This is a genomic window from Frankia sp. Allo2, from assembly GCF_000733325.1.
Lineage (GTDB): Bacteria > Actinomycetota > Actinomycetes > Frankiales > Frankiaceae > Frankia > Frankia casuarinae.
In genome coordinates this window covers 46,505-70,690 of sequence record NZ_JPHT01000015.1, presented here as the reverse complement: position 1 = coordinate 70,690, position 24,186 = coordinate 46,505, and the positions used below count along the sequence as shown (strand labels likewise).

At 66.4% G+C, this 24,186-nt stretch carries 16 protein-coding genes and 3 pseudogenes; 5 read left to right on the top strand and 14 right to left on the bottom strand.

What is annotated here, in order from left to right:
• Nucleotides 1-2,229: 2,229 nt before the first annotated feature.
• From ALLO2_RS12405 to ALLO2_RS28235, 4 genes and pseudogenes are all read right to left on the bottom strand, one after another.
• A complete protein-coding gene (locus tag ALLO2_RS12405; protein WP_051875139.1) occupies nucleotides 2,230-2,850 on the bottom strand; it encodes a DUF6262 family protein in 621 nt (206 codons plus the stop codon).
• Complete coding sequence (locus tag ALLO2_RS26410; RefSeq protein ID WP_035732222.1) at nucleotides 2,847-5,414, bottom strand: site-specific integrase; 2,568 nt, start codon at nucleotides 5,412-5,414, stop codon at nucleotides 2,847-2,849. Before ALLO2_RS26410 ends, ALLO2_RS12405 begins: the two co-directional genes overlap by 4 nt.
• Entirely contained in the window at nucleotides 5,411-6,595 is a 1,185-nt protein-coding gene (locus ALLO2_RS12395) for a tyrosine-type recombinase/integrase (RefSeq protein ID WP_035732220.1), read from the bottom strand. The genes ALLO2_RS26410 and ALLO2_RS12395 overlap by 4 nt, the downstream gene beginning before the upstream one ends.
• Nucleotides 6,596-6,710: 115 nt before the next feature.
• Nucleotides 6,711-6,827: pseudogene (locus ALLO2_RS28235) on the bottom strand (kinase); the annotation flags it as partial.
• 351 nt (nucleotides 6,828-7,178) lie between these two features.
• Here ALLO2_RS28235 and ALLO2_RS12385 point away from each other — a divergent pair.
• Both ALLO2_RS12385 and ALLO2_RS12380 read left to right on the top strand, forming a co-directional pair.
• Complete coding sequence (locus tag ALLO2_RS12385; protein WP_023841388.1) at nucleotides 7,179-7,547, top strand: hypothetical protein; 369 nt, start codon at nucleotides 7,179-7,181, stop codon at nucleotides 7,545-7,547.
• Nucleotides 7,544-7,918 carry a hypothetical protein gene (locus tag ALLO2_RS12380; RefSeq protein ID WP_023841387.1) on the top strand — a complete coding sequence of 125 codons (375 nt, stop codon included), beginning with the start codon at nucleotides 7,544-7,546 and terminating at the stop codon, nucleotides 7,916-7,918. Before ALLO2_RS12385 ends, ALLO2_RS12380 begins: the two co-directional genes overlap by 4 nt.
• Before the next feature lie 109 nt (nucleotides 7,919-8,027).
• On the opposite strand, the gene ALLO2_RS24425 is transcribed toward ALLO2_RS12380, so the two are convergent.
• The 4 genes from ALLO2_RS24425 to ALLO2_RS12360 form a co-directional block, all read right to left on the bottom strand.
• A complete protein-coding gene (locus ALLO2_RS24425) occupies nucleotides 8,028-9,209 on the bottom strand; it encodes a DNA cytosine methyltransferase (protein WP_084588415.1) in 1,182 nt (393 codons plus the stop codon).
• Nucleotides 9,210-9,271: 62 nt separating this feature from the next.
• A complete protein-coding gene (locus ALLO2_RS24420) occupies nucleotides 9,272-9,712 on the bottom strand; it encodes a very short patch repair endonuclease (protein WP_023841385.1) in 441 nt (146 codons plus the stop codon).
• A gap of 597 nt (nucleotides 9,713-10,309) precedes the next feature.
• Entirely contained in the window at nucleotides 10,310-11,995 is a 1,686-nt protein-coding gene (locus ALLO2_RS12365; protein WP_023841383.1) for a DEAD/DEAH box helicase family protein, read from the bottom strand.
• Entirely contained in the window at nucleotides 11,992-14,400 is a 2,409-nt protein-coding gene (locus ALLO2_RS12360) for an ATP-binding protein (RefSeq protein ID WP_035732216.1), read from the bottom strand. The genes ALLO2_RS12365 and ALLO2_RS12360 overlap by 4 nt, the downstream gene beginning before the upstream one ends.
• A 417-nt stretch (nucleotides 14,401-14,817) precedes the next feature.
• Here ALLO2_RS12360 and ALLO2_RS12355 point away from each other — a divergent pair.
• Nucleotides 14,818-15,327 (top strand): annotated as a pseudogene (locus ALLO2_RS12355) (ATP-binding protein); the annotation flags it as partial.
• 130 nt (nucleotides 15,328-15,457) lie between these two features.
• On the opposite strand, the gene ALLO2_RS12350 reads toward ALLO2_RS12355, so the two are convergent.
• From ALLO2_RS12350 to ALLO2_RS12330, 5 genes are all read right to left on the bottom strand, one after another.
• Complete coding sequence (locus ALLO2_RS12350) at nucleotides 15,458-17,035, bottom strand: ISL3 family transposase (protein ID WP_035732214.1); 1,578 nt, start codon at nucleotides 17,033-17,035, stop codon at nucleotides 15,458-15,460.
• Nucleotides 17,036-17,516: 481 nt separating this feature from the next.
• Nucleotides 17,517-18,983: an SAVED domain-containing protein gene (locus ALLO2_RS12345; protein ID WP_011434598.1), complete on the bottom strand. Its 1,467-nt coding sequence runs from the start codon at nucleotides 18,981-18,983 to the stop codon at nucleotides 17,517-17,519.
• Between the two features lie 6 nt (nucleotides 18,984-18,989).
• A complete protein-coding gene (locus tag ALLO2_RS12340) occupies nucleotides 18,990-19,901 on the bottom strand; it encodes an ATP-binding protein (protein ID WP_011434599.1) in 912 nt (303 codons plus the stop codon).
• Complete coding sequence (locus ALLO2_RS12335; protein ID WP_011434600.1) at nucleotides 19,898-20,407, bottom strand: hypothetical protein; 510 nt, start codon at nucleotides 20,405-20,407, stop codon at nucleotides 19,898-19,900. Before ALLO2_RS12335 ends, ALLO2_RS12340 begins: the two co-directional genes overlap by 4 nt.
• Nucleotides 20,408-20,409: 2 nt before the next feature.
• Nucleotides 20,410-21,375, bottom strand: a complete 966-nt coding sequence (locus tag ALLO2_RS12330; RefSeq protein WP_011434601.1) for a CBASS oligonucleotide cyclase — start codon at nucleotides 21,373-21,375, stop codon at nucleotides 20,410-20,412.
• Nucleotides 21,376-21,514: 139 nt separating this feature from the next.
• Between ALLO2_RS12330 and ALLO2_RS28230 the strand changes: the two are divergent.
• Nucleotides 21,515-21,850 (top strand): annotated as a pseudogene (locus ALLO2_RS28230) (helix-turn-helix transcriptional regulator).
• Between the two features lie 49 nt (nucleotides 21,851-21,899).
• Nucleotides 21,900-22,361, top strand: a complete 462-nt coding sequence (locus ALLO2_RS12325; protein WP_049760801.1) for an ImmA/IrrE family metallo-endopeptidase — start codon at nucleotides 21,900-21,902, stop codon at nucleotides 22,359-22,361.
• 109 nt (nucleotides 22,362-22,470) lie between these two features.
• Here the strand turns inward: ALLO2_RS12325 and ALLO2_RS12320 are convergent, their stop codons facing one another.
• The gene (locus ALLO2_RS12320; protein WP_035732211.1) at nucleotides 22,471-23,292 is read right to left on the bottom strand and encodes a hypothetical protein; all 822 of its coding nucleotides are present in this window, start codon (nucleotides 23,290-23,292) and stop codon (nucleotides 22,471-22,473) included.
• Between the last annotated feature and the right edge of the window lie 894 nt (nucleotides 23,293-24,186).

Here is a 24,186-nt window from a genome sequence, read left to right as displayed (position 1 = left end):
GTCGAAGCGGTGCTCGGCGACCCACACGCCGTCCGAGGCACCCAGCCGATGGTCCCAGGACAGCCTCTCGATCGTCGCCTTGGCGACCTGGTTGCGGACCATGGTCCACGGCCAGACGTCGCCTTCGGGCGCTCCGCCGCTGATCCACGCCGACCAGCCCACCGTCGATCCGCCAGCCAATGGATGCACTCCCTGCGGCAGCTCGGTTACGAGATCCGCCGCCGGCGCGGACCTGGCGAACCCGACGTCGATGCGGGGCCCAGACACGGCGACGCCCAGTTCGACCGGGCCTGCCACGACCGGCCACGGGACGGTGTCGGCAGCGAGGCCTCCTAGCGCGTCAGTCCAGGTGCGCAGCGCGCGGAGCAGGCGCGCGCCGCTTGTCGTCGGGTCGAGCGCTTTGTCGTCCGGCGCGCGCCAGTCCCGGTGACCGGCGAAGGCCGTCTTGAGGATCCAGGCGGCTGCGCCCGGGTTCGCCGCGACCCACGCGGTGAGCAGGTCGTCAACGGCGTCAGGCCCGTTCGCGCTGAGGGCGGCCACAGCCGCGGCCCAGCGCCATCGGTTGAAGCTCATCGCGTCAGCCATGACTTCGCTGGCGGGCACATCTCCTGACAAGAGCGCCTGGGCCGCGAACCAGTGCTGGAAGATCGGCAGCGAGAACCGGGCCGTGCCATCGACGGCGTCGGCGACGAGCCGGCTTGACCGAGCGATCTGGCGGTCGCCGAACGAAAGCCCGTCGGTGCCGGAGCGGGTGAGTGCCACGGCCATCGCTGTGAGGACCGATCGCGTCTCGGTCGAGGTGACCGCCGCGCGCTGCTTCCCGTGCTTGAGAGCGTCCTCGACGAGCCCCCGGATCAGGTCGGCCTCACCGCGCGGCGCCTCGTCCCGCGCTAGCATCGCGCCGGCGGCGAGCGCGAAGAACGGCCGCGCGACGGTCGTGCGCATGTTGGCCGTCCACTGCCACGTGTCGTGTGCTCGCCCCCCTGCCAGTTCAACCAGGCTCTGAGCCTCGTCATCGGCCAGAAGCGGCGCCGTCAGCTCCTCTGCATCCGTGGGCGCGAGGACGCCGGGCCGCGCTGTGAGCAGCATGCGGACGTTCGTGAACGTCCGAACGGTCGTCCGCGCCGCTTCCAGCAGCGCCTGCGCGGTGAATGGGTCCACCTCGTCGGCGCCGTCGACGACGGCGGCGGCGCCGCGGCCGTGCCGCCACGCGGCGCCCACCTGCCGTTCAACGGCAGCCTCCAGCGACTCGGCGACGAGGTCGCGGGCGTTGCACCAGACGGGGAACGGCGCCGACTCGTGCGCGGCGAGGTCTGTGATGCGGGCCCGGTGCCAGGCCTCGCCGATTTCAGACTTGCCGGAGCCGAAGTCGCCAAGCAGCACCCGGACCTCGCCCGCCGGAACCTGCACGATCTCGACGTGCGCGAAGTGCGGCGCCAGCGTGTCCTCGTCCAGTTCATAGGGCTGCAGGCGTACCGCGCGCCGCGCTCGCGAGCGGGCTTCCAGGGCGCAGGCCAGGTCGGGCGAGCTGAGCCCGGCGCCGGGGCCGACCAGTTGGAGGAGCAGGTCCCGCACTTGCAAGCTGCGCTGCTGCGCCCAGCTCTCGCATATCGCCGTCCGATTGGCGTCGCCAAGTCCGGCGGCGATCGCCGGGTACGTCAACTCAACCAAACGCAGTGCCCGTGATAGGTGCTCCGGCGACTGCACCCAGTCTGTCGACGCCGCGGCCAGCATCGCGTCGAGACGAGCGGCCAGGTGCGCCTGGATCTCCTCGACCGGCGCAGCGAGCTCCTCCGCCGTGAGGGTCTTGAGCCACTTCCGATAGGCGCGCCACGGACACGGCCACTTGACCCGCTTGCGTACGCGGCGACAGACCGCCCGCCGGAACGTCGCCTTCCGCGCGAGCGCCCGAGCCGCGGGCGAAGCCACGGACGCGAGCAGACGCACCCCGCCCGCGGCGGCCAAAGCCCCCAGCCCGGTCATTGCCCTCCCTGGGTGAGGCGGCGAGTTGATATCGGTGCCTGACACGCCAGCCGCCGAGACGTGCCTGTGCCGGCGAGGAGCCGACGAGCGTTGTCTACCAGAACCCCCGTCAGCGCCGGCGGTCGGCTCATCATCCGCTCATCGATCGAAGCGCATATTGAATCATGGTCTCCAGGTCGCGATCGTCAGCGCCGGAATGACCGGGGGTCCGCCCCTGTAGGGCGGGGTGGCTTCCGACCGCGTAGGTCACCGATCAGGACGATCAGGTCGGGAGCCTGTCGGTCGGTTCAACTGTGCGTCGACGAGTTCGGCTTCAAGGTCGGCGAGGCGTTTGNCGAGGAAGCGGTTGTTGGAGCGGGCGGCGTGCAACTTCTGCTCCAGGCTCCGGTTGCCGTCGGCGAGTTGGCGAACACGCTGCTTGAGCGCGCCGTTCTCCTCTGCGAGGCGTTGGGCGGTGCCCTCGGTGTACTCGGCATGCAGGTCACGGAGTTGTCCGAGGAGGATGCTGATCCGTTCCCGTTGGGTGTCGATTTCGGCGTAAGCGACCTTGATGGCGTCCTCGGCGTTGAGAGCCCGCTGGTGCCAGGATGCTTCGACCTGCGCGTCGTGTGCTTCCTGGGTTCGGCGTCGCTGGTCGCCGCTGGCGGCGATCGCCGTGGTCATCAGTTTGTTGGCGTCGGTGTTCTGGTAAAGGAAGGTGCGCGAGACGCCGGCCCGTCGGGCGACGGCCGGGTAGGTGATCGGAATTCGCTCGCGGCGCAGGGTGCGCAGCGTCGCCTCAACACGGGTGAGCTTGTCGCGGGTGGCCTGCTGGCGGGCCTGGTTGGCGGCCGTCGTGCGCGCTACTCCCGCGTCCAGGTTGGTCATGCGCTGGCGTCCGCGCCGCCGATGGTGGCCAGGTCGGTGGTGCGGAAGCCGGTGGTCCAGAGGCGGTGGAAGTAGTCCTGGGGGCGGCGCAGGTCCAGCGCGAGTGCGTCGTCGAGCAGGCCGAGTCCGGCGAGGGCGCGTTCCAGGCCGATGATGGCGCGGGCGGTGGGCTCGAACTGCTGGTGCAGCCAGTCGGCCATCTCGTCGGTGGGTGCGCGTTCGGCCAGGGAGTACCACTGCTCGCGTTTGCGCCGCCAGTAGTGCAGGTCGGCGCCGGTCATCACGAACTTGTCGCAGTGCTCGCAGTCCAGCTTCCACGGGCAGGCGCCGCCGTCAACGACGACCTGGTAGGTGCAGATCCCACCTTCAGTCGGGGTGGCGCGCCGTCCAAGATCGATCGCGAGGGCGTGGACCTGCTCGTGCGGCAGCGGTGTCACCTTGTCGGAGATCAGCTGGCCGGGTTGGGGCGCGCCGGGGCCGGTGACCCATACCTGCTGGAGAACGTCGTCGAGGTCGCTGAGCGCGACCTTCGCATAGTGTTCGGTCATCCGTTCGGAGACGTGGCCAAGGTAGCGCTTGATGTGCGTCAGGCTGGCGCCGGCGGCCAGCAGTCTGGTCGCGAGCGTGTGGCGGGCCTGGTGCGGAACCGCCGGGCCCAGGTTGAGGCCGTGCAGCCAGCGGCGGAAGTGCCCGTGGAACCAGGTGTAGCTGACGGCGTGAGTGCCACGCGGGTTCTTGTGGCCGCGGGGGAACATCGCCATGGTCGTGCGTTCCTGCGATGTCGGGGTCCGCGCGTAGCGCTGCTCGAAACGGGTGATGGTCGTGCGTTGCCGTTCCCGCAGCCGCTCGTGAAGGTAGTCGGGGATGCGGATGGCCTCGTTGTAGTTGCCGACCTTGGTCTGATCGTGCCAGAGGAGCGGAACGCCGTTGTAGATTCCGACGCAGTCCAGCCGTAGCCCGAGAACCTCGCCGGCCCGCCGCCCGGTGACCACGATCGTTTCCCAGATGTCGCGGGCTCCCCGGCCTTCGATGTCGGTCTGGTCGAGCAGGGCGAGGTTGGCTGGGTCAGCGAGGGCGCGGGCGGTGTCGTCGGTGTAGGGGCTGCGAGGCCGGAAGATCGGCTTGTCTCCCGTGGGGAAGGCGGCGACGAACTCCCGGTCCAGCCCGATCTGCTCGGTGCGACCGGACTCCAATGCCGCCCGCATGATCCTGCGAAGAATCTCGAAGGTGCTCTTGCAGTTGACGTCGGTGACGACGGGCCGCTTGGCATGGTAGCTGGGCCGGAGCGCCGGTAGCTGGTCTCGGGCTCGGCGACGATGATCGGCAACGAACTGATCGACGTGTGCCGCGCGCAGTAGCGACGGGTCCTGGCCGGCGGCGGGAGCGTTGGCCTCCAGGAACGCCCCGAGTTCCTGGACCGCGACGCGGATCGCGAAGAAGGTGCCCCGGCCGCGGGGGCAGTCGACCGAGCGCAGAAGGTCCGCGAGGTGGTCCCAGAGCAGATCACGGAGCCACCGTTGCGGAATCTGGGTCAGGTCGAACCTGCTGTTGAGATGGGTGATCCTGCGGCCGAAGTGCTCGAAGTCGATGTATCCGGCCGTCTTGCTCTCGCTCGGCGCCACGTAGACGATCTCCAGATCGCGGCGGATCTCGGACACGATCATCCGCTCGTGCGCGCCTGCGCCGACGAGGTCGTAGTCCGCCATCGAGGTGAGGCCGCGGCAGCCGTCGACGACTCGCAGGATCGCGTGCATCCACCACCGGGTGTGATCGCTGCGCTGGCTGTAGGCATGCAGGGCCCATTTCAGTTCCGCCGTGACCAGTGGGCTCAGGCCGTGCAGGCTGATCTGCCCCGGCCGGGCGGCCGGCTGCACCTGGCGGCACCAGCGTCGAAACGCCGGCTCGTCGTCATAGGAGACCGCGACGCTGCGACCACGGCGATCGAACCAGCGGCCCCAGTTGGATGGCAGCTGGGCGCCGCCGGGGCGCCCAGCCCGTCGGTAGAGCTTCTCGTGGTCCTCACACAGCCGCAGCGGTGAGCGGGCCAGATCCGTGCAGCACTGCGCGGCGCACGCGCCGAACGAGGCGCGCGGCGCCTGGACGACCATCCACGCCTCGAACTCGCCGTCTTCCAGCACGCGCACAGACCCGGCCCGCTTCTGCCAGCGGCGCAGGTGGAAGGCGCACAACTCGGCGAACACCTTCCGCTCCGCAGGCCGGCCGCACCGCGGCACCCGACAGCCGCCAGGCGCGGCCAGCCGCTTCTGCGCGGCGACCGGCGCGGCGGTGCGCAGGAACTCCAGCCGTTCCACGCCGGCGGCCTGTGCCTCGCGCCAGCGGATCAGGTGATTCCCGCACAGCTCGCGGGCACGGATGTAACCGTCGCAGCCCTCGATCAGGCAGTTCCAGTGCAGCGCCGGATGGTCGCGCGGGACGCGGATGACATCGTCCCGAAACAGCGGGTCNAANCCCGGCCCGCCGATCAGAGCGGTCAGAACTTCCAACCGGTCCCGCGACTCCCGGCTGGGCCGCGGCAGGGCGAGTCGGGCGGCGGTCTCGGTCACGTCTGGTTCCAGACCTTGCGCAGGGCCGCGTCGAACTGGGGATCGTGGATGTCGGTATGGCCGTAGATCTGGNCCNCCGTGGCGGCGGACGCCCAACCGCCGGCGTCGCGGGCGATCGTGAGGTTGCCGCCCGAGGCGTCCAGGACCGCTGTGGCGAAGGTGTGCCGCGCCTGGTGCGGGTGAACCCGGCCGAGCCCGGCCCGCAGGCCGACCCGGCGGAACATGCTGCGCGCACCCGCGGCCGACAGCGGCTGCCCGTGGTCCTCACCGGCGAGCTGCACCAGCAACATCCCGTGGCCGCTCGCCGCGGAGCGCGGGTACTCGCTGGTCATGTAGACGAAGTAAGTGTGGATCATCTCGGGGCTGACCCGGCGGATCAACCCGCCCTGTACGACCCCGTTCACCAACTGCCAGGGGTGTTTCGTCTTCGCCCTGGCCTTGTTGACGTTGCTCTCGCGGTGGCAGATGTGCACGTGGGCGCCGCGCGCCTGGGCGCAGCCGGCGTTCTCCCGCAGGTGCAGGTCCGCGAGATGCAGCCCGCACAGCTCGCCGATCCGGAACCCGCCGTCATACAGCCACGTGACGATCATGCGGTCGCGAGCCGTGGTCGCTCTCCGCAGCAGCCGGCCACGGCCCTCGTCCGGCAGCATCTTCGGATGCCGCTGGGTGCCCTTGCCCGGTGCCAGCGGGTTGGCCGGCATCGTCGAGGTCACATGCCCCAGCAACGACCTGTTCCGGTCCAACTTCGAGGGCAATCGAACCTGGTCCAGGTCTCGCCGGAGCTCGACGTGGCGATGCTCGTCCGAGAGTCCGAGGTAGAAGCCCTTCAGCACCGATGCCGCGGTGCCCAAGGTCGTCGCGCTGTAGGGCCGCTTGCCGACCCGCCATGGCTCGCCCAGCGGCATCCGCACCTCGGCGCCGACGATCCCCATGTACCGCTGAAGATCCCGCAGCCGCACTGCCTCAAGCTGGAGTGCTTCGCGTTCCAACCACCGCAGATGATCCACCAGCAAGTACGCGTACGTCCGCTGCGTACCTGGCTCGCCCTCATACCGACGCAGGAACCGGTCCGCGTCCTCGTAGACCGCGCCCTCGGGCCACAGGATCGTCCACGCCCGGCGACCGCCACCGAAGACGATCTCCTGCACTCGTATCTGCCCAACGACCCGTCTGCGGTCCACGCATCCTCACATCCCCACGTCCCGAACGTAGAGATCATGAAAGGTTAGAGGCCCAGAAGGATCAACGATCCACGCCGCCGCAGACGTCACGTGCACCAGGAGGACGGTCGGAAAGCTCCACCAGCGCGACACCACGCCCAGCCCGCGCTCGTAGCGCCCGCGCGACCGAGCTCTTCCCCGCTCCCGAGTTGCCGCGAATCACCACCAGCATGGTCGTCGCTGATCCTGCCATCGCCTCGTCCGGCACCTCCACGATGCTGCCAGTACCGACACCACGACCGACAGCCAGTCCGGACGCCCGTGACGGTAGGTGATCGGCGCATCCGGCCGCGCTCGCTTTGCAGACGTGCGTGACGTGGGCTACGCCCACGAAGAGATAGCGCTCAGTCTCCGCATTCGCGCAGGTCACGTAGACGATGCCGCGCGAGCAGATCGTTCGTCGCGGCGGGAATGACGCCGGCGGCTGTCCGGGCGATGGTGTGACAGTGTCCGCTCGTCCGCCACGAAGGACCGTCTTGATGTCGGCTGCCCTGGTGGCGTGGAGCTGCCCCGCCCGGCGTGTAGTTGGAAAGGACCGACCTGCATGACCATTGAGTTCAGTGCCGAGCCCGACGATCAACTCCGGGCTGACGTTGCCTGGCTCGGAGCGTTCCAAGATGTGCCCGGGGTGCTGGAGTCGTTTATCGCCAGGCACGCGCCCCGTCTATTCGCGCTCGTCGAGCAGGACGTCGGTCTGTTGGAGGATGCGGTGTTCGGCTGGGGCTTCCAGTTCGACGACCACGCCTTTGTCATCGCGGGTGGCGCGACCCTTCACGCGTCGTGTGCCCACGCGGAGGACGCCGTCAGGATCTTCGCAGTGGCCGGACGGAACCTCCGCCTCGTCTGGCACACCCCTCTCGGCATGCGTTCCTCGGCAGGCAGCGGCGTCGTGACACAGCGGGTGATCCGGTGACCGCCAGCGACTCCTGCCCCGCGTGGTGCCAGCTTCCAGAGGGCCATCTCCGTCCCGAACCCGGTGGCCCCGGCGACCACCACATTGCGGAGATCGCGGAGATCGACATCCCGGAGATACCTGGGCTGCGGTCCGCGAGCGGCCTGCTGCGCGTACGGGTCGAACAGCGGATGACGGCGTCCACCGTCCATCCCGCGGTCGTCAGTGCCGACTTCGGTGATCGTGCGCCCACCCGCAGCGGCATCGAGTACCTCACCGCGCAGGAAGCGCACGCCCTCGCCTGGATGCTGATCCGCGCCGCGACCACCATCGATGCCGGAGCCTGCCTCCAGCACCCAAAACGGAAGGATGTTGCAGGCGAACGGGCCTGACCCTTTGGACGCAGCGACAGGCACGCGGCACTCCAAGCCCCGAGCTCGGTCAGCCACTTGGGACCGTAGGGGGTCTGGCAAGCCACCTAATCAGGGTGCAACCGAATAGCTATTCCGCTTCCAGTAGACCGGTGTGTTCGAGGAGGCTGCGGCCAATTCGTTCCGCCACGCTTACGGCTACGGCGTTTCCGATCGCCCGCATGGCCGCCGTCCGTGTCGCTGGGAACTCATAGTTGTCCGGGAATGATTGAATTCGAGCTGCTTCTCGGACGGTCAAGTAGCGGACTGACTCGTCGTGGAAGCGGATCATCGCTTCCCCTCCGCAGACCCCGTGCACTCCCGCCTTGAGGGTCTTGGCCGGCCAGTCTATCAATCCGCCGGTATGCCGTTTGTAGGTGCGCGCGCCGGGAATCCCGCGGTGGTTGACGAATTCCTCATGGTCAACATTGTCGATGGGTTCCGGTAGGCCACACAACCCGTCACGTGTGGTNTTCCAGCGAAACTGATCCGCCGTATCAAATTCTTGCTGGCGGAGCGTGCGTACCCGCGCAGCGAGCCGCGGCGGAATGTCTGGCCGTTCAAGAATCTCGTGCTCTTCCCAATATTCCCCTGTCAACCATTGCGCGCGTAGGAGCTGATCCCTGCTATGGCTGGCCGCAATACCAGGCCAACTATCGAAGTTCGCGACGTCGGTTCGAATGCCGACAAGGAAGACGCGCTCTCTTACTTGCGGGACACCAAGATCCGCAGCGTTGATCTTGGATCGATAGACTCGATAGGCGAGTCCATTGCGATCCCCTTGCCTTACTCGGCTCCAGTGAGTCTGCCACGACTCGTCGGTTCGGGGCATGATATCTGGGTTGGAGAGCTGGTCGAAGATGTAGTTGTAATATGGTAGAAAATTGGGTCGCAGCAGTCCTGGCACATTTTCGAACACGAATAGTTTCGGGCGAAGTCTGCGAACCGTCTCGATCGCGGCGGGGAACATGTTGCGCTTATCGTTGTGGCCCGCATGTACCCCACTGATCGAAAACGGCTGGCAAGGTGGCCCACCGGCGACAAGATCTACACCATCAAGATGTAGATCGTCAAGTTCCTCCAACCATTTGAGGACGTCCATCTCGCGGACATTGTCACTCTTCCACAGCGATGGGGTACGCTCGGCGTTGGCGCGGAGGATGTGACTGGGCTTGGACTCCTTCTCGACAAGCTGCTCGTGCTCGAAGTCGGCGTTACGCATACCGAGCGCCATACNGCCACCACCAGCGAAGATCTCTACCGATCTTGGCATTCGGCCACCACGCCCCTACTTCCCGAAAGTTGTCCACCTTAGGCCTATTATGTCGAATTTTTTCAGGTGTGTCGAGAGGCTTGGGAGCGTACGAGGTATTCGACCTCGTCCGCGACGTCGCCGAGGTTTTTCTGGAGCCGTGACTCGTAGACTCGGTAGACGGTCCACCCTGCCTGTTGCAATTCATGGGTCACCCGCTCGTCGCGGGCCATGTTGTTCCGGATCTTCTTCCGCCAGAAGTCAGGGTTGTTCATCCGCTCGAACTGACTATCGAAGGTCGGCATGCCGCGCACCCGCCAGGCATTACCGTGCCAGAAATCACCATCAACGAAGACGGCCACACGAGGTGTCGGGAAGACAATGTCGGGCTTCCCAGGTAGACGGCTACGAATACGGTAACGTAGCCCACGTCGCCACAATGCTTGACGGAGACCGACCTCGGCCTTGGTGTCCCGGGACCTGACGGCGGACATGATCCTGCTGGTGACCTCTGGATCGCGCATCGTCAGTCCGCCCCCGTGGTTGGAGTATCACGCACTGTGGTGTGTCGAACTTCGAGTCCCGCCTGCTTTGCCAGAAGGGCGTGCCGGGTGATCTCCCCGTCGCTCAACCGCTGTCCCTGGCGACTGACGACGACGAGGAGGGGCGTGGGCTCGTGGTCGACCTCAGCGTTGATACCCGCCCAGATCAGCGCGCGAAAGTTGGCCGGTTTCCCCCAAATCATCAACCGATCGGTGCGGCCGTCGCTGACTTCGCAGCGGTTGGGCTTAGCGCGAATGGTCTGCTCCCGGATGGACCAGCCAGGGCCGAGCACCTGACGAGCCAGATGATCGGGCCCAGGAAGCCGGCGGCGTACCAGGGGGGCGTAGGGGCCGATNCCGCGGCGGGCGCGATCGTAGTGCTTCATCGGCACGTCCTTGATCCACACTCTGGCGCGTTCGGGAGCGAGGAAGCGGAGAAGGACCGCCCCAATCTGGGGATCATCAACCCAGCTGTCGTAGGCCCTGGAGCGCTCCGCCTGGCTGAGGCCATCCCAGTCGAGCTGGTCGGCTCGGTCGAAGATCTCCGCGATGATCTCGCGGCGTAGCGGTTCGGGGATGTCACTCATGCCATGTACCCGAGAAGACCTCAGGGGAGGGGAACTGTAGTCGTGCTTCGTCCAGCGCCGTCTCCAGGCTTGCCGCGTCCTTGATCCATTCCTGCATTAGGCTCTCGACGGCTCGGTCCATGAACTCAAACCGGGTGCCAGCGCCGGACAAGCGTAGCGTCTCGATCTCGTCGGCGGACACCCGCTCTCGCAGATTCATGATCGCGGCGACCCGCCGGATGTCGCTAACGAAGTCGAGGGCTTCGACATGCGTCTTGCCCTCTCGTAGACGCAGGCCACGACCCAGCTGTTGAACGAAGATCCGCCGACTGTGAGTAACGCGAGCGAAACAGATGATGTTCACGTCAGGTACGTCGACGCCTTCGTTGAGAATGTCGACCGCGGTGATGATCGGTGTCTCACCGGAGCGGAACCTCATCAGGCGAAGTTGCCGGTCTCGCTGGTCAAGGCTTGCGTGGACTGCCTCGGCTCCTCGCCATTGCGGCACTCCGTTAAGGAGGGTGGCCATCCGTTCGGCGTGTTCGATCGTGCGGCAGAACACTACGGCGCGAGGCTCAACTGTACGTGCCCAGGTGTCTACTAGCTGATCGCGGATTGCCTCGTCGCGTTCCGCTACGAATAGCCGAGCATTAAGATCTTTAATGGTATATCGGTGACGACTCGCTTCCCGAACGAAATCCCAGTCGATGTTATCGGCAAACAGGCGGTACCGTACTTCGGCGAGGTAACCGAGCCGCATCCCATCCTCGATGCCGAGGGTGTAACTGGGTTCGCCGAAACGATGCCGGATGTCGAACCGGTCTCCACGCCAGGGCGTCGCGGTAACTCCGAAGTGCTGCACGTCACGAAGGAGATCGAGTAGCTCCGCGAACTGCCCGTCCTCGGCGACGTGATGAGCCTCGTCCACCATCACCAGCCCCGGTCGATAGCCTCCTTTCACATAGGACAGAGCGCTCGCGACGGTGGCGCAGGTGATCCCGCGCAGGTCGTCCGGCTTGTGGTCCCCAGTCAGGAGCTGGGTACGGGTCTCCTTACCGACGTGGTGCCATAGCGCCCGCTCTAGCTGCTCGACCAACTCCTTCGTGTGCGCCACGACGAGGACACGGTCAGCCGGCCGACGGCGAAGGTGGCGAGCAATGACCTCACCACCGATGACGGTCTTCCCGAGTCCAGTAGCGAGGACGAGTAACGCCCTACCGTGTTCCTCAAGATCCTCTACCAACCGCTGGAACGCCTCCGCCTGGTATGGCCGTAGGGGACGCTCAGGCAAGCGCGGACGGGTGACGCGCTCGTCGGCGTAGAGCTCGACGAGCTCCTTGCCTGACCACAGGTCGACCCGCACCCCTACGCGCAGCAGCTCGTCGCGGCGTCGGTCAACTGAAGGACCAAAGCGGGAGTTTGTGACGACGGCAGCCCGATCCGTCTGATAGTAAGCGCGCGCCCGAACGACCTCGTCAATCGCGCTAGATGGTACCGCCGCCCTTGCCTTCCACTTTGCCTGGAAAACCCACCGCTCGCCGAGGCGGTCGGCGAGAAGGTCGCCACCCTGATCATTGGAACCGTCGATATTGACGATGTTGGTGAACCCCAGATGCCGCAGCAGGCGCTCCACCTGCCGGGCAAACGCGACAGGGCCAATCTCGTGAAGGAACGCGGGGTCCATGAAGGAAGTCTTCACTCCACCTCCTCCCACTTGGTCTCTTGGTCTAGAATGTCCAATACCAGCCGGACCATGGCAAGGTCGAGACGGCTCTTGGCGTCAGTACTCGACATGAACTCCGCGAGGGCGTCGAAGCGACGCGCGAGGCGTTCGACCTGACGTGCCTTGGCGTCATGGCTGGGCCAGGTGGCCCACGTGGTGCCGAAGACGATTCCGTCCAGCACGAGATCGGGTCGTCCGCGGATGATCGCCGCGACGGCGCCCGCACCAATATGAGCGACGAAGCGCCCATCCATTGTCGCTTCCGGCCAGACAAGCCGCGGCTCGGTGGCTCCAGCGTTGCGTTCCGCAGCCTCTTTCTCACTGATTGGCAGACAGGCCCACAAAGCCGCAGCATGGTCTGCTGCGACGGGCGCCATCGTCTCCCGGACACTCTGGAGCAGATTGTTGACACGCTCTCGCAGCGCCGCGTCGGTGAACCTCTGGTCCGGCAGCCGTTCAGTGATGTCGGCGGCCACACGCGCGATGGCGTCGTTGCTGCGAGCCTCGGTTCGCAGCCCTTCCGCTAGCGTCATAATTGCGTAGTCGCGCGGGTCGCGACCACACTCACGAAAAACCGCGTGAGTACCGCTGACGAAGATGGTCAGCTCCCCGCGTGCGCTGCGGGACAAGGATGGTGTCTCCTGCCCGTTCGCGTCAATGAGCCGCTCGGAGGTCTCATAGACCACCACCCTGCGACGGCCAAGCTGCGGAAGGCTAACATCACCACACAGGTCCGGCAACCGCCGCGCGGCCGCCCGGTATCGGCGGAACCGCTCGTCTTCCGTCTCCGGACGCGGGTCGGGGCCAGCCGGAGCAGNCCCACCGCCGGTAGCAGGCTGCGACACGCCGAGCCCGGTCCGGGTGAGCAGGTCATCCGGTGTTTGACCTGGGTCTTTCGTTCCGCCGGGTTGGTTCCCGGGCGGAGGGGGTGACGGCGGGTCCGCCTGGCCGGTCCTTATCCGATCGTGCTCCGCCGCCGCCTCGTACCACCGCTCATCGGTAAGGTAGTCAGCCTGACCTTGCCGAAACCGGACAGCCCACTCGCGGGCGCGTTCATGCAGCGGATTCTGGCCGTCACCCGGAATTAGGCGCTTCAGACCCGCGGTATTCCTACGGTAGGCGCTGAAGATCCAACCGAGAGGTGACTGATTTTCACTGAAACCTTTTCCCTGTGCCTTCCGAGGCTGAAGGGGGCCCTCGCCGCGGACGATGTGGACTGCCGTCAGCCACTCGCGTCCTCGTTCGAAATCGTTCTTCTGATAGTGGACTGGTACGTGGTCCAGGTGGATTTCGCCGACGATCCGGCCGCCGGTTGTACTACCAAACTCGATCGGGTACTCCAGCAAAACATCGCCGGTGTCCGGATCTTCCCAGGAGAAAAGACTCTTATCTGACATCAAAATTTTTCGGCCATTGCGGAGCAGGTCGATACCAAAATCGTTCTTGTCCAGATAACGCTGAAGGCCGACCCATCCGACGACACGGCGTTCGCGAAGCTCCAGATTCTCGCTTTCGCACTTCAAGCACCGCTCGGGATCATGCTGATGCCAATGGCCGCAGCTCATGCACGCCCACGCAGGCTGAAGCTCACGGTTGATCTCGATGACCGCTGGAACCCGGGTGCCACGGTAATCGACACCGCGACTCGGCGACCATACGCAAGGTAGCCATGGCCTCACCCGCGTCTGATTGACATAGAGCCCGAAGCCTCGGCCGGCCAACACCGGTTCAGGCAGTTCTCTAACCGCGTTCCCTTGTCGGAGCAAGTAGGAGTAGACCTTGCCGAGGCGCTCACGTACCTGCGCTACGGTTGTCGGCCGGCGTAGCCGGTCGCGTGTCTCCGGACGAAGGCGCCTGACGGTCACCTCGGTCCCGTGAAGCCCCGGGTCATCCTTTGGCTCTCGCCTCAACGGGATGCTAAAGGTGCTCTCCCGCTCCATCCGCCGGAAGTCGATCTCAGCCACCAGCCAGTCGGTGTCGCCCGACCGGGTGGTACGCACCTCAGTGAGGGAGCCGAGACGCGCGGTCGCGATGTTGAACCCCATGCCGAACAGGCCGAGCGTTCCGTAGCGGAACTTGTTGCTGTAACCAGCTCGGAGGGACCGCTCCAAATCCTCCTTGCTCATCCCGCGACCGTTGTCCGACACGCAAACGATCTCGCCGCCCTCAACTGTCCTGGGTGTCGGCAGCGTCACCTGCACGGCAGGCGGGTTCGACGGGTCCCGCTCATCATCGGCGAGGAAGTCGTCGAACGCGTTGTCGATCAACTCGGCCAAGCACTGCCAGGGCTGATAGGGGATGTCGCCCAGCNCCTCCAGCAGCCGCGGCGACGGCGTCAGGTCGAGGCGCTCGAACGAACCTCCNCCCGNCCCGCCCGCCATAGACCCTTCCTCCATCCCCAAGCCCCCCTCGCCACCAACCCGTCTCACCAGCCATCCCGCCTGCCGGTGAACCCAGGGTCTGACGCAACTACGAAGTGAAGCATAGTCATACCAAATTGTGACAGGAGGGTTGATTCGGCTCCTGCGATTCACAGCGACAGGCAGGTCGGCACCACCAGGCTCGCGACGCCCTCAGGCGTCGCCGCATGAGTAACGGTGAGAGCGCTCGGCCGCAGCCACGGGTCATGACCGCGCTGGAGAAGATCCTCGACGCCGAGATCGACGTCGAGGTGTGCCCGCCGTGGCTGCTACGCCCCGGCCGCGCGGAGTGCGCTGCTGCCTGGGCACCCCTGAGCACGATCTACCGCGCCCTCACCGGACAGGAACTACCCGAGACCGCCCCACCCCGCGAACGTCGACGCCCCGACCCAGCAGNCCCTGCAANCCCTGGAATGGGTGCACCGCCGCGAGAACCTCGTCATCGCCGGCCCCGCCGGCACCGGCAAGACGTTCCTGCTCGAAGCCCTCGGCCAGACCGCCGTCGAGGCCGGGCTGCACGTCGCCTGGTTCACCCTCGAAGCCCTCGGCGTCCTCGTCCGCGCCCACCGCGCCGACGACACCGTCACCAAGGCCGTTGAGAAGATCCTCCGCGCCGACCTGATTATCGTCGACGACATCGGTCTGCTCCCCGTCGGGCCCGACGCCGCCGAAGGCCTCTACCGGCTCGTTGACGCCGCCTACGAGAAACGGTCGATCGCGGTCTCCTCGAACCTGCACCCCGCCGGCTTCGACGAGATCATGCCCAAGACCCTCGCGACCGCGACCGTCGACCGGCTCCTGCACCACGCCCACCTCTGCCAGACCAGCGGCGACAGCGTCCGCCTCGCTCAAGCCCTCGCAGGCAAGGGGGTGAAAGCCCTGGCCTGACACAAAAGCCGCGCCGAAACGGTGGCCGCCAGTGGGCAGATCTGGTGGCCACCACCGGGCCGGAACCATGACCGCCACCGGGCCGTTCTCAGGCTCTGGCACAAATTCCGTGAACAAAGGACCTTGATCTTTAACGGTCGAGGAGGACGCGTTTGCGGAGCAGGTCGGGCTCGGCTCGACCGTACATCTGGCGTTTCAGCATCTTGATTCGGTTGACCTGGCCCTCGACCTGGCCGGAACTCCAGGGCAACGTCAGCGCGGCGGTGACCGCCTGCCAGTCGCTACGCAGTCCGGTGGCAAACCTGGCNAGCTCGGGCAGGGAGCTGGCCTCAGCCCGCTCGGTCCAGCTCTGCAGCGCGGCCAGGCCGCGGCGGTGCACGAGCAGGTCGGCGAACGAGGCGACCAGCTCACGGGCTAAGGCCAGCTCGGGGCAGCGGTCACACAGCTCGGCGAGGCGGGCCTTGTCGCCGTCGTCGACCTCGTCGGGATGGCGGGNAAGTGCTCCGGTCACCTCCCTGCGGGTGGGGTCGGTCGGACGCTCGGGGACGGGGGTGCCGGCGCGGAGCCGGGCCACGAACCGTCGCACCGTGCGTTCGCTGACGTGGACGCCGCGTTCGCGCAGTTCCTCCCGCAGCAGGCTGGTACTCGTGGCGCCTTCGGTGAACCGGGCGGTCAGGTAGTCGGCATGGCGGTCGAGGACGCTGGGCCGGCCAGCGGGCCCCGAGCCGAGCAGCTCCTCGGGGGTGGCGGCGCGCGCGAACCGGCGCACGGTCCTGCGGTTGAGCCGGAGCCGCTCGGCGATGCGGGACAGCGGCAGTCCGGTCGCAACCAGCGCGTGGACCTCAGAGTGGCGGGCTCGGGTACGCGCCGCGAGCGCGCCTTCAAGCTCCACAGGCACGACCGGTACGGCCACCGCGGCCGGCTCGGGGCACGGCGAACGCCACTGGGGCCGCAGCCGGCCCACAGCACGCTCGACCGCCTGGCACAGGTTGTGCCACAGGTGCCAGCGGTCGGCCACGTTCGTCGCGGTCGGCGCGCCGCGTGCGGCGCCTTCGGCGTAACAGGCTGCGCGGTCCCGGCAGATCACCCCCACGCCAGGATGGGCGTCCAGCCACGCTGCCAACGCGTCGGCGGAACGCTCGGCGAGAAGGTCGATCACCCGGTGGGCCTCCAGGTCGACGAGGACCGTGCCGTAGCTGTGCCCGCGCCGCCAGGAGAAGTCGTCGACCCCGAGCACCCGCACCGCCCCGACGTCCGGGTCGGGACGGGCACGGACCAGGCGCAGCAGCGTCGCCCGGCTGACCGCGACGACGAGCCGCCCGGCGAGCCGGGCCCCGGCCCGGCCGCCCAGCGCCGTCGCGACCGACTCCCACACCTGCCCCAGCAGCAGGGTGCGCCGGCCGTAGCGGACGGTCAGCCCGGGGATCTGCTCGGCGAACGTCCGGCGCGCACAATCGACGGTCGCGCAGAAGAACCGTCGCACCCGCAGGTGCACCACCAGTTCCTGACCGCCGACCGGACTGTCCGCCACCCGACGCTCGTAGCGGCTGTGGACCCGCACCGACTCGACGCCGCACCCCGGGCACACCCCCGCAGTAGCCCGGCTCCGGGCGAGCACACGCACTGACCGCCCAGCACGCACGATCTCCTCGACGATCAAGCCGGCGAAGTGAGGGAACAGGACATGGATCGGGTCAAGGACTGCCACCCGTCATGATCCACGAGGCCTCGCGCCGGCCCGCCCACCGGGCCATCACGGAATTTGTGCCAGAGCCCGTTCTCAATGGCCCTTGACAGTTTACGGAGGGTCTCGGCGGAGATCGGCCGGCTGTGTGTACTCCAGTGAAGGGTGTCCTCTGCGCGTTCTCGGTGAATCAGGTCCTGCTCAGAGGACCGCCGCCGGTGCCCGCGAAATTCGCTCTCCTCCTGGTGTGGTTGCTCCGTTTTTCCCGTCCGGTCAATGCCGCAGATCCGGTGCTGCTTTCGCCTCTTCTGAACTTCACGACAGCCGGACCAGGAACGGGTTTTTCGGGGGTTCCGGTGTTCTGGATGGCTGTTCGTGATCTTGCGCGCCGGACACGGCATCAGGGCCGTCGATCGCCCATCCGGGGCACGGTGTGGTTACACGCCGTGCCGACGGGTAGCTCGTTGCCGCAGGTCCCGGCGGAGATCGATGCTGCGGGCGTTGTTCAGTTGGGCAGGAAGAACGCCGGCTCGTAGCCGGACGCGGCGAGGTCTTCGTAGGTCTGGGTGGCGGGAACCCGATCCCACACGCCGCCGAGTAGCACCGCAAAGCCGGATGGCGCCGCCATGAAGAGGTGGAGTATTGGCGGATTGACACGGCGCGCGATCTGCCGGCTCAGGTCGCGAACGGCCAACGCGACGGCATATGCGTGATCTCTGTCGGCGATGCTACTACCCGAGATTCCGGAGGGCAGGCTGATCGTGATGATGGGTATATCGCGTCCAGTGCTAGCGATGTAGCTGGTGACGTCTGGGGTCAGGTCGGCGGAGATCGCGAGCGCGAGTGCGACCTCGCTGCCTGGCCGAAGTTCAGCGATCGATGACGAGAGGCAGATGGAAGCGGGCATGATCGTTCCGCCGGGTTTGAGCCACAGTTGGCCGTCCTTGGTCTTGGCGGGGATAAATCCGGCTGTCTCCTGGAACATGACGGCAGCGGTGAACCAGGTCGGCAGTCGCATGGTGCCGGTGATGAGGATGCGTTTCGCGCCGAGGCTGCGCAACGTCCGCTGAGCGTCGATGAGTTGTGGCCGAAGAACTGTTTCCCATTCCTTGGGGTTCTTGAGACCGCGTCGGCTGCGGGCCTCGCTTCCTCGGAATCGGTCCACCCAGTCGAGCGTCACGCGGGCGTCCGGGTTTGTGAAGCCTTCGTCGAGGGCGTTGATGGCAACCATGGTGAATGGCTCTTGCGCCCGGATGCCGAGGCGGTCGATGGCGGCCGCGATGTCGGCTGGTCGTTTCTGGCTGCGGCTGGTTTTGACCCACTCTCGAACTTCGGCGATTCCGAGCCGGTAGGCGACTTCGTCTGCTTGGACACCCGCCGCGTGGCTTATGTCTCGGATATGATAGTCGCGCCAGGCAGCTTCGGATGCGTCGGTGTGTAGCCGCAGGTTGGACAGGAATTCGTACAGCTCGTCGTCGGTGCAGTCGAGGTGACGGAGTAGGTTTCGACGTCCGGCCGCTGTAGCTGCATTAGTCGCGGTGCACAGCCGATCCGCCAAGTGATCATTGCGGTCTCGCAGGGTGAGCACCGGGTCGTCGGGGTGGATGGACCGATTCGTGACCAGGGTCAGCCTCGGGTGGGCACCGTCGACCCGCAGCTGCTGCGAGGTGCGGTAGAACCGCTGGAGAATGCTGGGGCCTCGCTTGCCCGACAGCGCGGTCAGCCACTCAATGGTCGCTGCTTTCTCGGCTGTGACGCTGGCCTTGACCTGCATGTAGTCGTCCGGCCCGTGGGCCTTCCCGATGACGACGTCGTCCACGTTGCCGGCCGTCACCGCCTCGACAGTGACGGCGTTGGCGCCCGAGTGTGGCACAAGGGTGCGCAGCGCGGCGTGCCAGGCGACTGCGTACTGGAGGTCATCGCCGGTGACGCGTGCGCCGCTCGCGCTGGGCCTGCCGCTGTCGGCTGCCATGGCGCGTCAGTGGCGCGAGGTGAACGGGGGCGTGGGCGGGTTCGCCTTGACCTGGCTGATGATCATCTGTGCGGTGACAGGCTGGTCGGGGTAGGCGGCCAGGCAGGTGGAGGCAACGAGGCGGTCGGTGAGGTCGGAGTAGGTGAAGCCGTAGCCACGNCCATTCGGGCCAGTGAGCCGCACGAGAGTTGCGATCTCCCCCTCGCTGAGGGTGACGCCATCGAAGATCCTTGCGAGGACCGCGCCGCGTTGGCTGTCGTCTGGCCGGCTGAAGTCGAATTCGGCGGCGGCCCGGCGGCGGATGGCGGGATCGAGCGCGTCCCCACGGTTGGTACACATGATCACCAGAACAGCGAGCTCTTCCGCGGCGATCTGGCTAATACCGCGGATCAGCGCGTTCACGCCGGCCCGATCCTCGTGGTGCATCTGGCTGGCTTCGCGGGACTGTGCGAGGGCGTCGGCCTCGTCGATCACCAGGATGAGTGGCCGGCGGCCACGGTTTGCTCGGGCTTCGGCAATGATCGTGTCGAACGCTGTCCCGATCAGACGGGTCATCTCGCCGACGATGCCACTCCCGCGGGTGCGCAAGCTGAGCCGTTTGACGCGCACGGTGATGTGATGCTCGCGAGCGATGGCGTCGGCGAAGGTCTCGGCGAGCGTCGTCTTTCCGGTTCCGACATCTCCGCTAAAAATGATCAAAGGTGGGCGGTGGGCCATCAGCCTCACGGCGGGCAGCACGGCCCCGTGCATGGCGGTGCTCCAGTCCTCCAACAGCGAGGGCTTGAGGATGACCTCCGCTTCCTTGAGGAGGCGGGTCTTGATGTGGTCGAGCCCGACCAGCGCCGTGTAGCGCCGGAGGGCGAGCGGGTCTGGGAGATCGAGGTCGTCGTCGAAGATCTCGGCGGGNGTTGTGCTCATAGCGGGCGGTAGCTGCTCCTGGTGAACCCCGTCCCCTGGGCGGAGTAGGTGCGGTCGGTGGTGTGGAAGCCGCCGGAGTACCCCGGCGCCGCCGCCGGGGTCCGCACGATCGGCAGCGACTTCTCGATCGTGTCGCGGATCGCGGCGTCCAGGCGCCACCAGGCGGGTGAATGGATCAGGTAGCTGGTAAACGTGGCGTCGACGACGTCGGCGTGCCGGCACACGCCTCCGGCGCGGTCGTCGGTTGTGAGTGTGCCGTTGACGAAGACGTACTCCAGGGTCAGAATCCAGGCGCCGCGACATTGGAAGCCATAGATGACCTTGTCCACGTGGCCCCCGTGGGCCAAGGCTGTGGCTTCCGCTGCGAGGTCAATGATCTCTGTGTCGGACGGCTTGCCGTAGTACCGCTGGAGCTGGGCCAGGTCGGTAGCAATCTTGGATGCGACATACCGCGCCGAGGCGATGCTGAAGGTCTCGTTGGTGGTGAGCGTGGCGGTGATGGTCATAATCAACCCCGGAACCGGTCGCCGAGGACGACCTGCCAGCACTCGATGGCCTGGGCCCTCGTCGTGGCGTGCCGGGCTTCAGTGATCGCGTCCAGTGCCCGCTCGGCGGCCGTGACGATCCTCTGCTGGTCCTTCATCGTGTAGAGGCGTGCCGCGTTGTTCTCCGGGTTCACCGGGTCGAAGATCTCGATCACGTCGGTCCGCTGCCGTGGGAGGGCGTAGGCCGGGTAGTAGTCGGTGAAGGCGATTCGCTCGTTCAGTTCGGTCCGGACCACCAAGTCGAAGAAGCCGTCCAGGGCCGTGACGTAGTCACTGAACACGATCTTGTCTGTGTCGAGCAGGTGGGCGCACAGCAGCTCGACCATGAACGACTTGAAGCGGAAGTCCGCGTCTCGGTCTTTCTGCGCGTGGACCCACCACTTCACCAGCCGCACGACCTGCGCCCAGTCCGTAGGGCAGGCGCGCTTGCGGGCGCGGACGAAGTCGAGGTGGAGTCGCACACTGGTGAGCAGCCGGCGCCCATCGCTCTTGGAGACGAGGTAGCCCCGGTCGTCCGGATCGCCTTCGTACAGCACCGGGACGACGTCGACGTCGATGCCGCTGGACTTGAAGTGGATGTTGACGCAGTGGGTCGTCGCCTCGATCTGTGACGGGTCGATCAAGCCGCCGTATGCCTCCCGGAGCCGCTCCGCGAGCCAGTCCACCAGCTCCGCGCCGTCCTGCGGGGCTTCCGCCAGGCGGACGTACACGGCGACGTCGTAGTCGAGGACGTTCCGAAGCGCGGTCCCCTTGGCGACCGAGCCCGCGTGAAGCATCTTCACCAGCGAGAAGTTTGGGTGCTTGGCGATATGCGCGTGCAGGCGCTCGCGGAGGTGGTTCACCTGCTTCCGATCCTCGTCCGCAGTCGCCTTCGGCAGGTTCACGACGCGTCCGGCAAACACCGCGAGATCGTCATGAGTGATCTTCATGTCGTTCGGGTGCCCCCCTCCAGGAGTCGATCAAAGGGCGGCGCAACCGTACCACGGATGTTGACAAGGACAGCAAGCCTGGTCCAGGATGTTTGTATCAATCACATGATGTTGGCGTCACTCGCACACGGGGTCAAGGATGACAATCGAGCCCGCCTACCAGGAGTTCGGAGAGCGGCTAGCCCAGACACGTCGACATGCTTCGCTGACCCAGCGCGACGTCGCCGAGCGTTCAGGTATCAGCCGCCCGACTATCGCNAACATTGAGAAGGGGCGGCAGCGCCTGCTCTACCATCAGCTNNTCNNNTNNNCNCACGCGATCGGGGTCGANCCACGCGNCCTCCTGCCCGCCCCGCCGACACCGTCGCCGGCTCTCGCGCACCTCGATGACCTGGCGCCACCTGCTCATGTGCTTGACTGGGTCCGTCGGGGCGTAGATAGAACAGGCAGACAGGACCGTGGCGAGCAACGCTGAGCGCGCAGCTCATGACCTCCTCGCCCGTCATGCCGTCGCCGCTCCACCCGTGCCAGTCGACAAGATCGCAGCGGCCGAGGGGATCTCCGTCGTTCAGGAACCGTTCCGCGACGACGAGGTCTCGGGCGTACTCCTCCGCGAGCCCGACCGGACGATGATCATCGTCAATGCGGCCAACGCTGTCGTCCGACAAAGATTCACTATTGCCCATGAAATTGGACACTTCACGTTACATCGTGGAACTGTCTACCTAGACGGACGCGCCCGCGTGAACTTCCGGGATGGCCTGTCGTCTATGGCTACAGACCAGGAAGAGATCGAGGCGAACTCATTCGCCGCAGCACTTCTCATGCCCACCAAATGGGTCAGAACAGCATTCGAGACCACAGTCCGAAACAGCCCGGTCGGCAGCGAGGAAGAGTTGGCCGGGCTGCTCGCTGGGCGCTTCGTCGTAAGCCGTCAAGCGATGCTCTTCAGGCTCATCTACCTCGGGCTTATTGCCGCACCTTAAAGACATCCCAGCTTCCATAACTGGCCGGCAGCCCTACAGGGGAAGCTCGGCAGCGATGCCCGNGCCACCAGACCAGCTGCGGGCACGGGCATCGCTCAGTCTCTGTCGATCAGAATGCTTGCTGGGGCTCACCGCCGACTGACCTTGCATTGCCTTCGATCTGGGCGTGGATGTCGCTGCGTAGCTGCGCGACCAGTCTGCGGGCAGTACCGGCGCCGACATGCAGCCGTTTACGCAGCGTCTCAGCGGAGATCGGGCGCTGGTGCTGCTGCCAGTGCAGCACGTCTTCGGCTCGCGCCCGGTGGAGCAGGTCCTGCTCCCGCGCACCCAGACCGTTCCGACAGGGTGTCTCGTCTGCCGAGAGCACTTCCGCCCTGCCATCCTGACCAGGCTGCGCGGGCACCGGTGGTTGGTCCATCAGCATCGACTCATACGAATCATCCGCGGTTCGTGAGGTCGGCAGGGGCGCGCGCGCCCCGGTAGTCTGCATGGCCTGAATCAGACCTGGGCCAACCTCGGCCCAGCCGATCATCAGAAGTGGGCNGACGGCGTCGAACGCGGCTTTGCCGTACTGGCCGGCAATCAGGGGCTCGGCGACGTTGAGAGCCAAGGTGACCAGACTGGCGAAGATGAGCAGGCGCCGGGCGGATCGCTGCACGTCGGCGGGGCCGCCGTACAGAGCCATCTGACGGGTACCCAGCAGCAGCCCGACAACGGACAAATCCACCGCGGGAGCTACCAAGGGGGCGATGAAAACCGGAACTCCCAAACGCAGGCCGAGGGCGAAAGAGTTCCCGAACCCGAACAGAAACGTCAATCCCACGACGATCCCGATCATTGTGGTCACGAGCTTCACGGCGTACGCGGGCCCAGCCGAGCCCGAGGAGTCCTCGCAGGGCGAGGCGGCTGAGGTTTCGCTCTGGCCGTTCACTGGGTACCACCCCTGACCGACAGCAATACGGCCATCCCGATCGGCCAGCCTGCGGCGGCGTTGCACCGAAGCCAGCCAGTGATCGCAGATGGCCGGCGGCTTGTCCCCGGCATCCGCAAAACCGATCTTCTTGGAGTGGGGGAGGACAGGGCAGTGAGTAGGACGGTGCCTCGTGCTGAGTTCGGGCTCGGGGCGGCCCCAGGCGACGTCGGAGGGGCACAGACACCGGCAAGTCGCGCGGACCCACACGGGCGTGGGGTCGAGCGGATGCGCTGCCGTGCGAGCCGCACCCTCGTCAAGGACGGGTCGAGGTGTAGCAACGGGTGTAGCAACGCCGGCGAACCGGCGCGTACGTCGGCGGCCTTCCACGGCCGAAAACGTACGTCCGCGGACGTCGAAATGACGGTCATTTCGGCCTGAAAAGCGGAAGGTCGGCGGTTCGACCCCGCCCCTGCCCACCACCTCTGATCAGGGGTTTTACCTCGCGACTGAGATCGTTTGAGGCCATTTGAAGATCGTTATGTAGCAACGTCTGTAGCAACGGCGACCGCAGTTAGACGGCGGACGGTCGCCCGCGCACCCCGCTGACCTGCACAGACACTTCCGACAGACCGTCCGCTTTGCGGCAAAACAGTCGAGCCAGCTCGATCGCCTCGGCACCGCGCCCCATCGCATCCGGCGTCGCGCAAAAGCCCTGGTCAAGCGTTCGTCACGAGGCGCAGATCCGGCGCCGCACCGCTCTGAACGGGCCGTTGAAGCCTCATGACCTGCGATGTTCGCACTCGCGGTCCGGCGCGCCGCATCACTCCCGGATGGTCGTGGGCCGCTGCTACACCGGTAGCTACAGATGGGCCGGAGAACCTGACGGAATCCGCTGATGTAGCCGTCTGACCT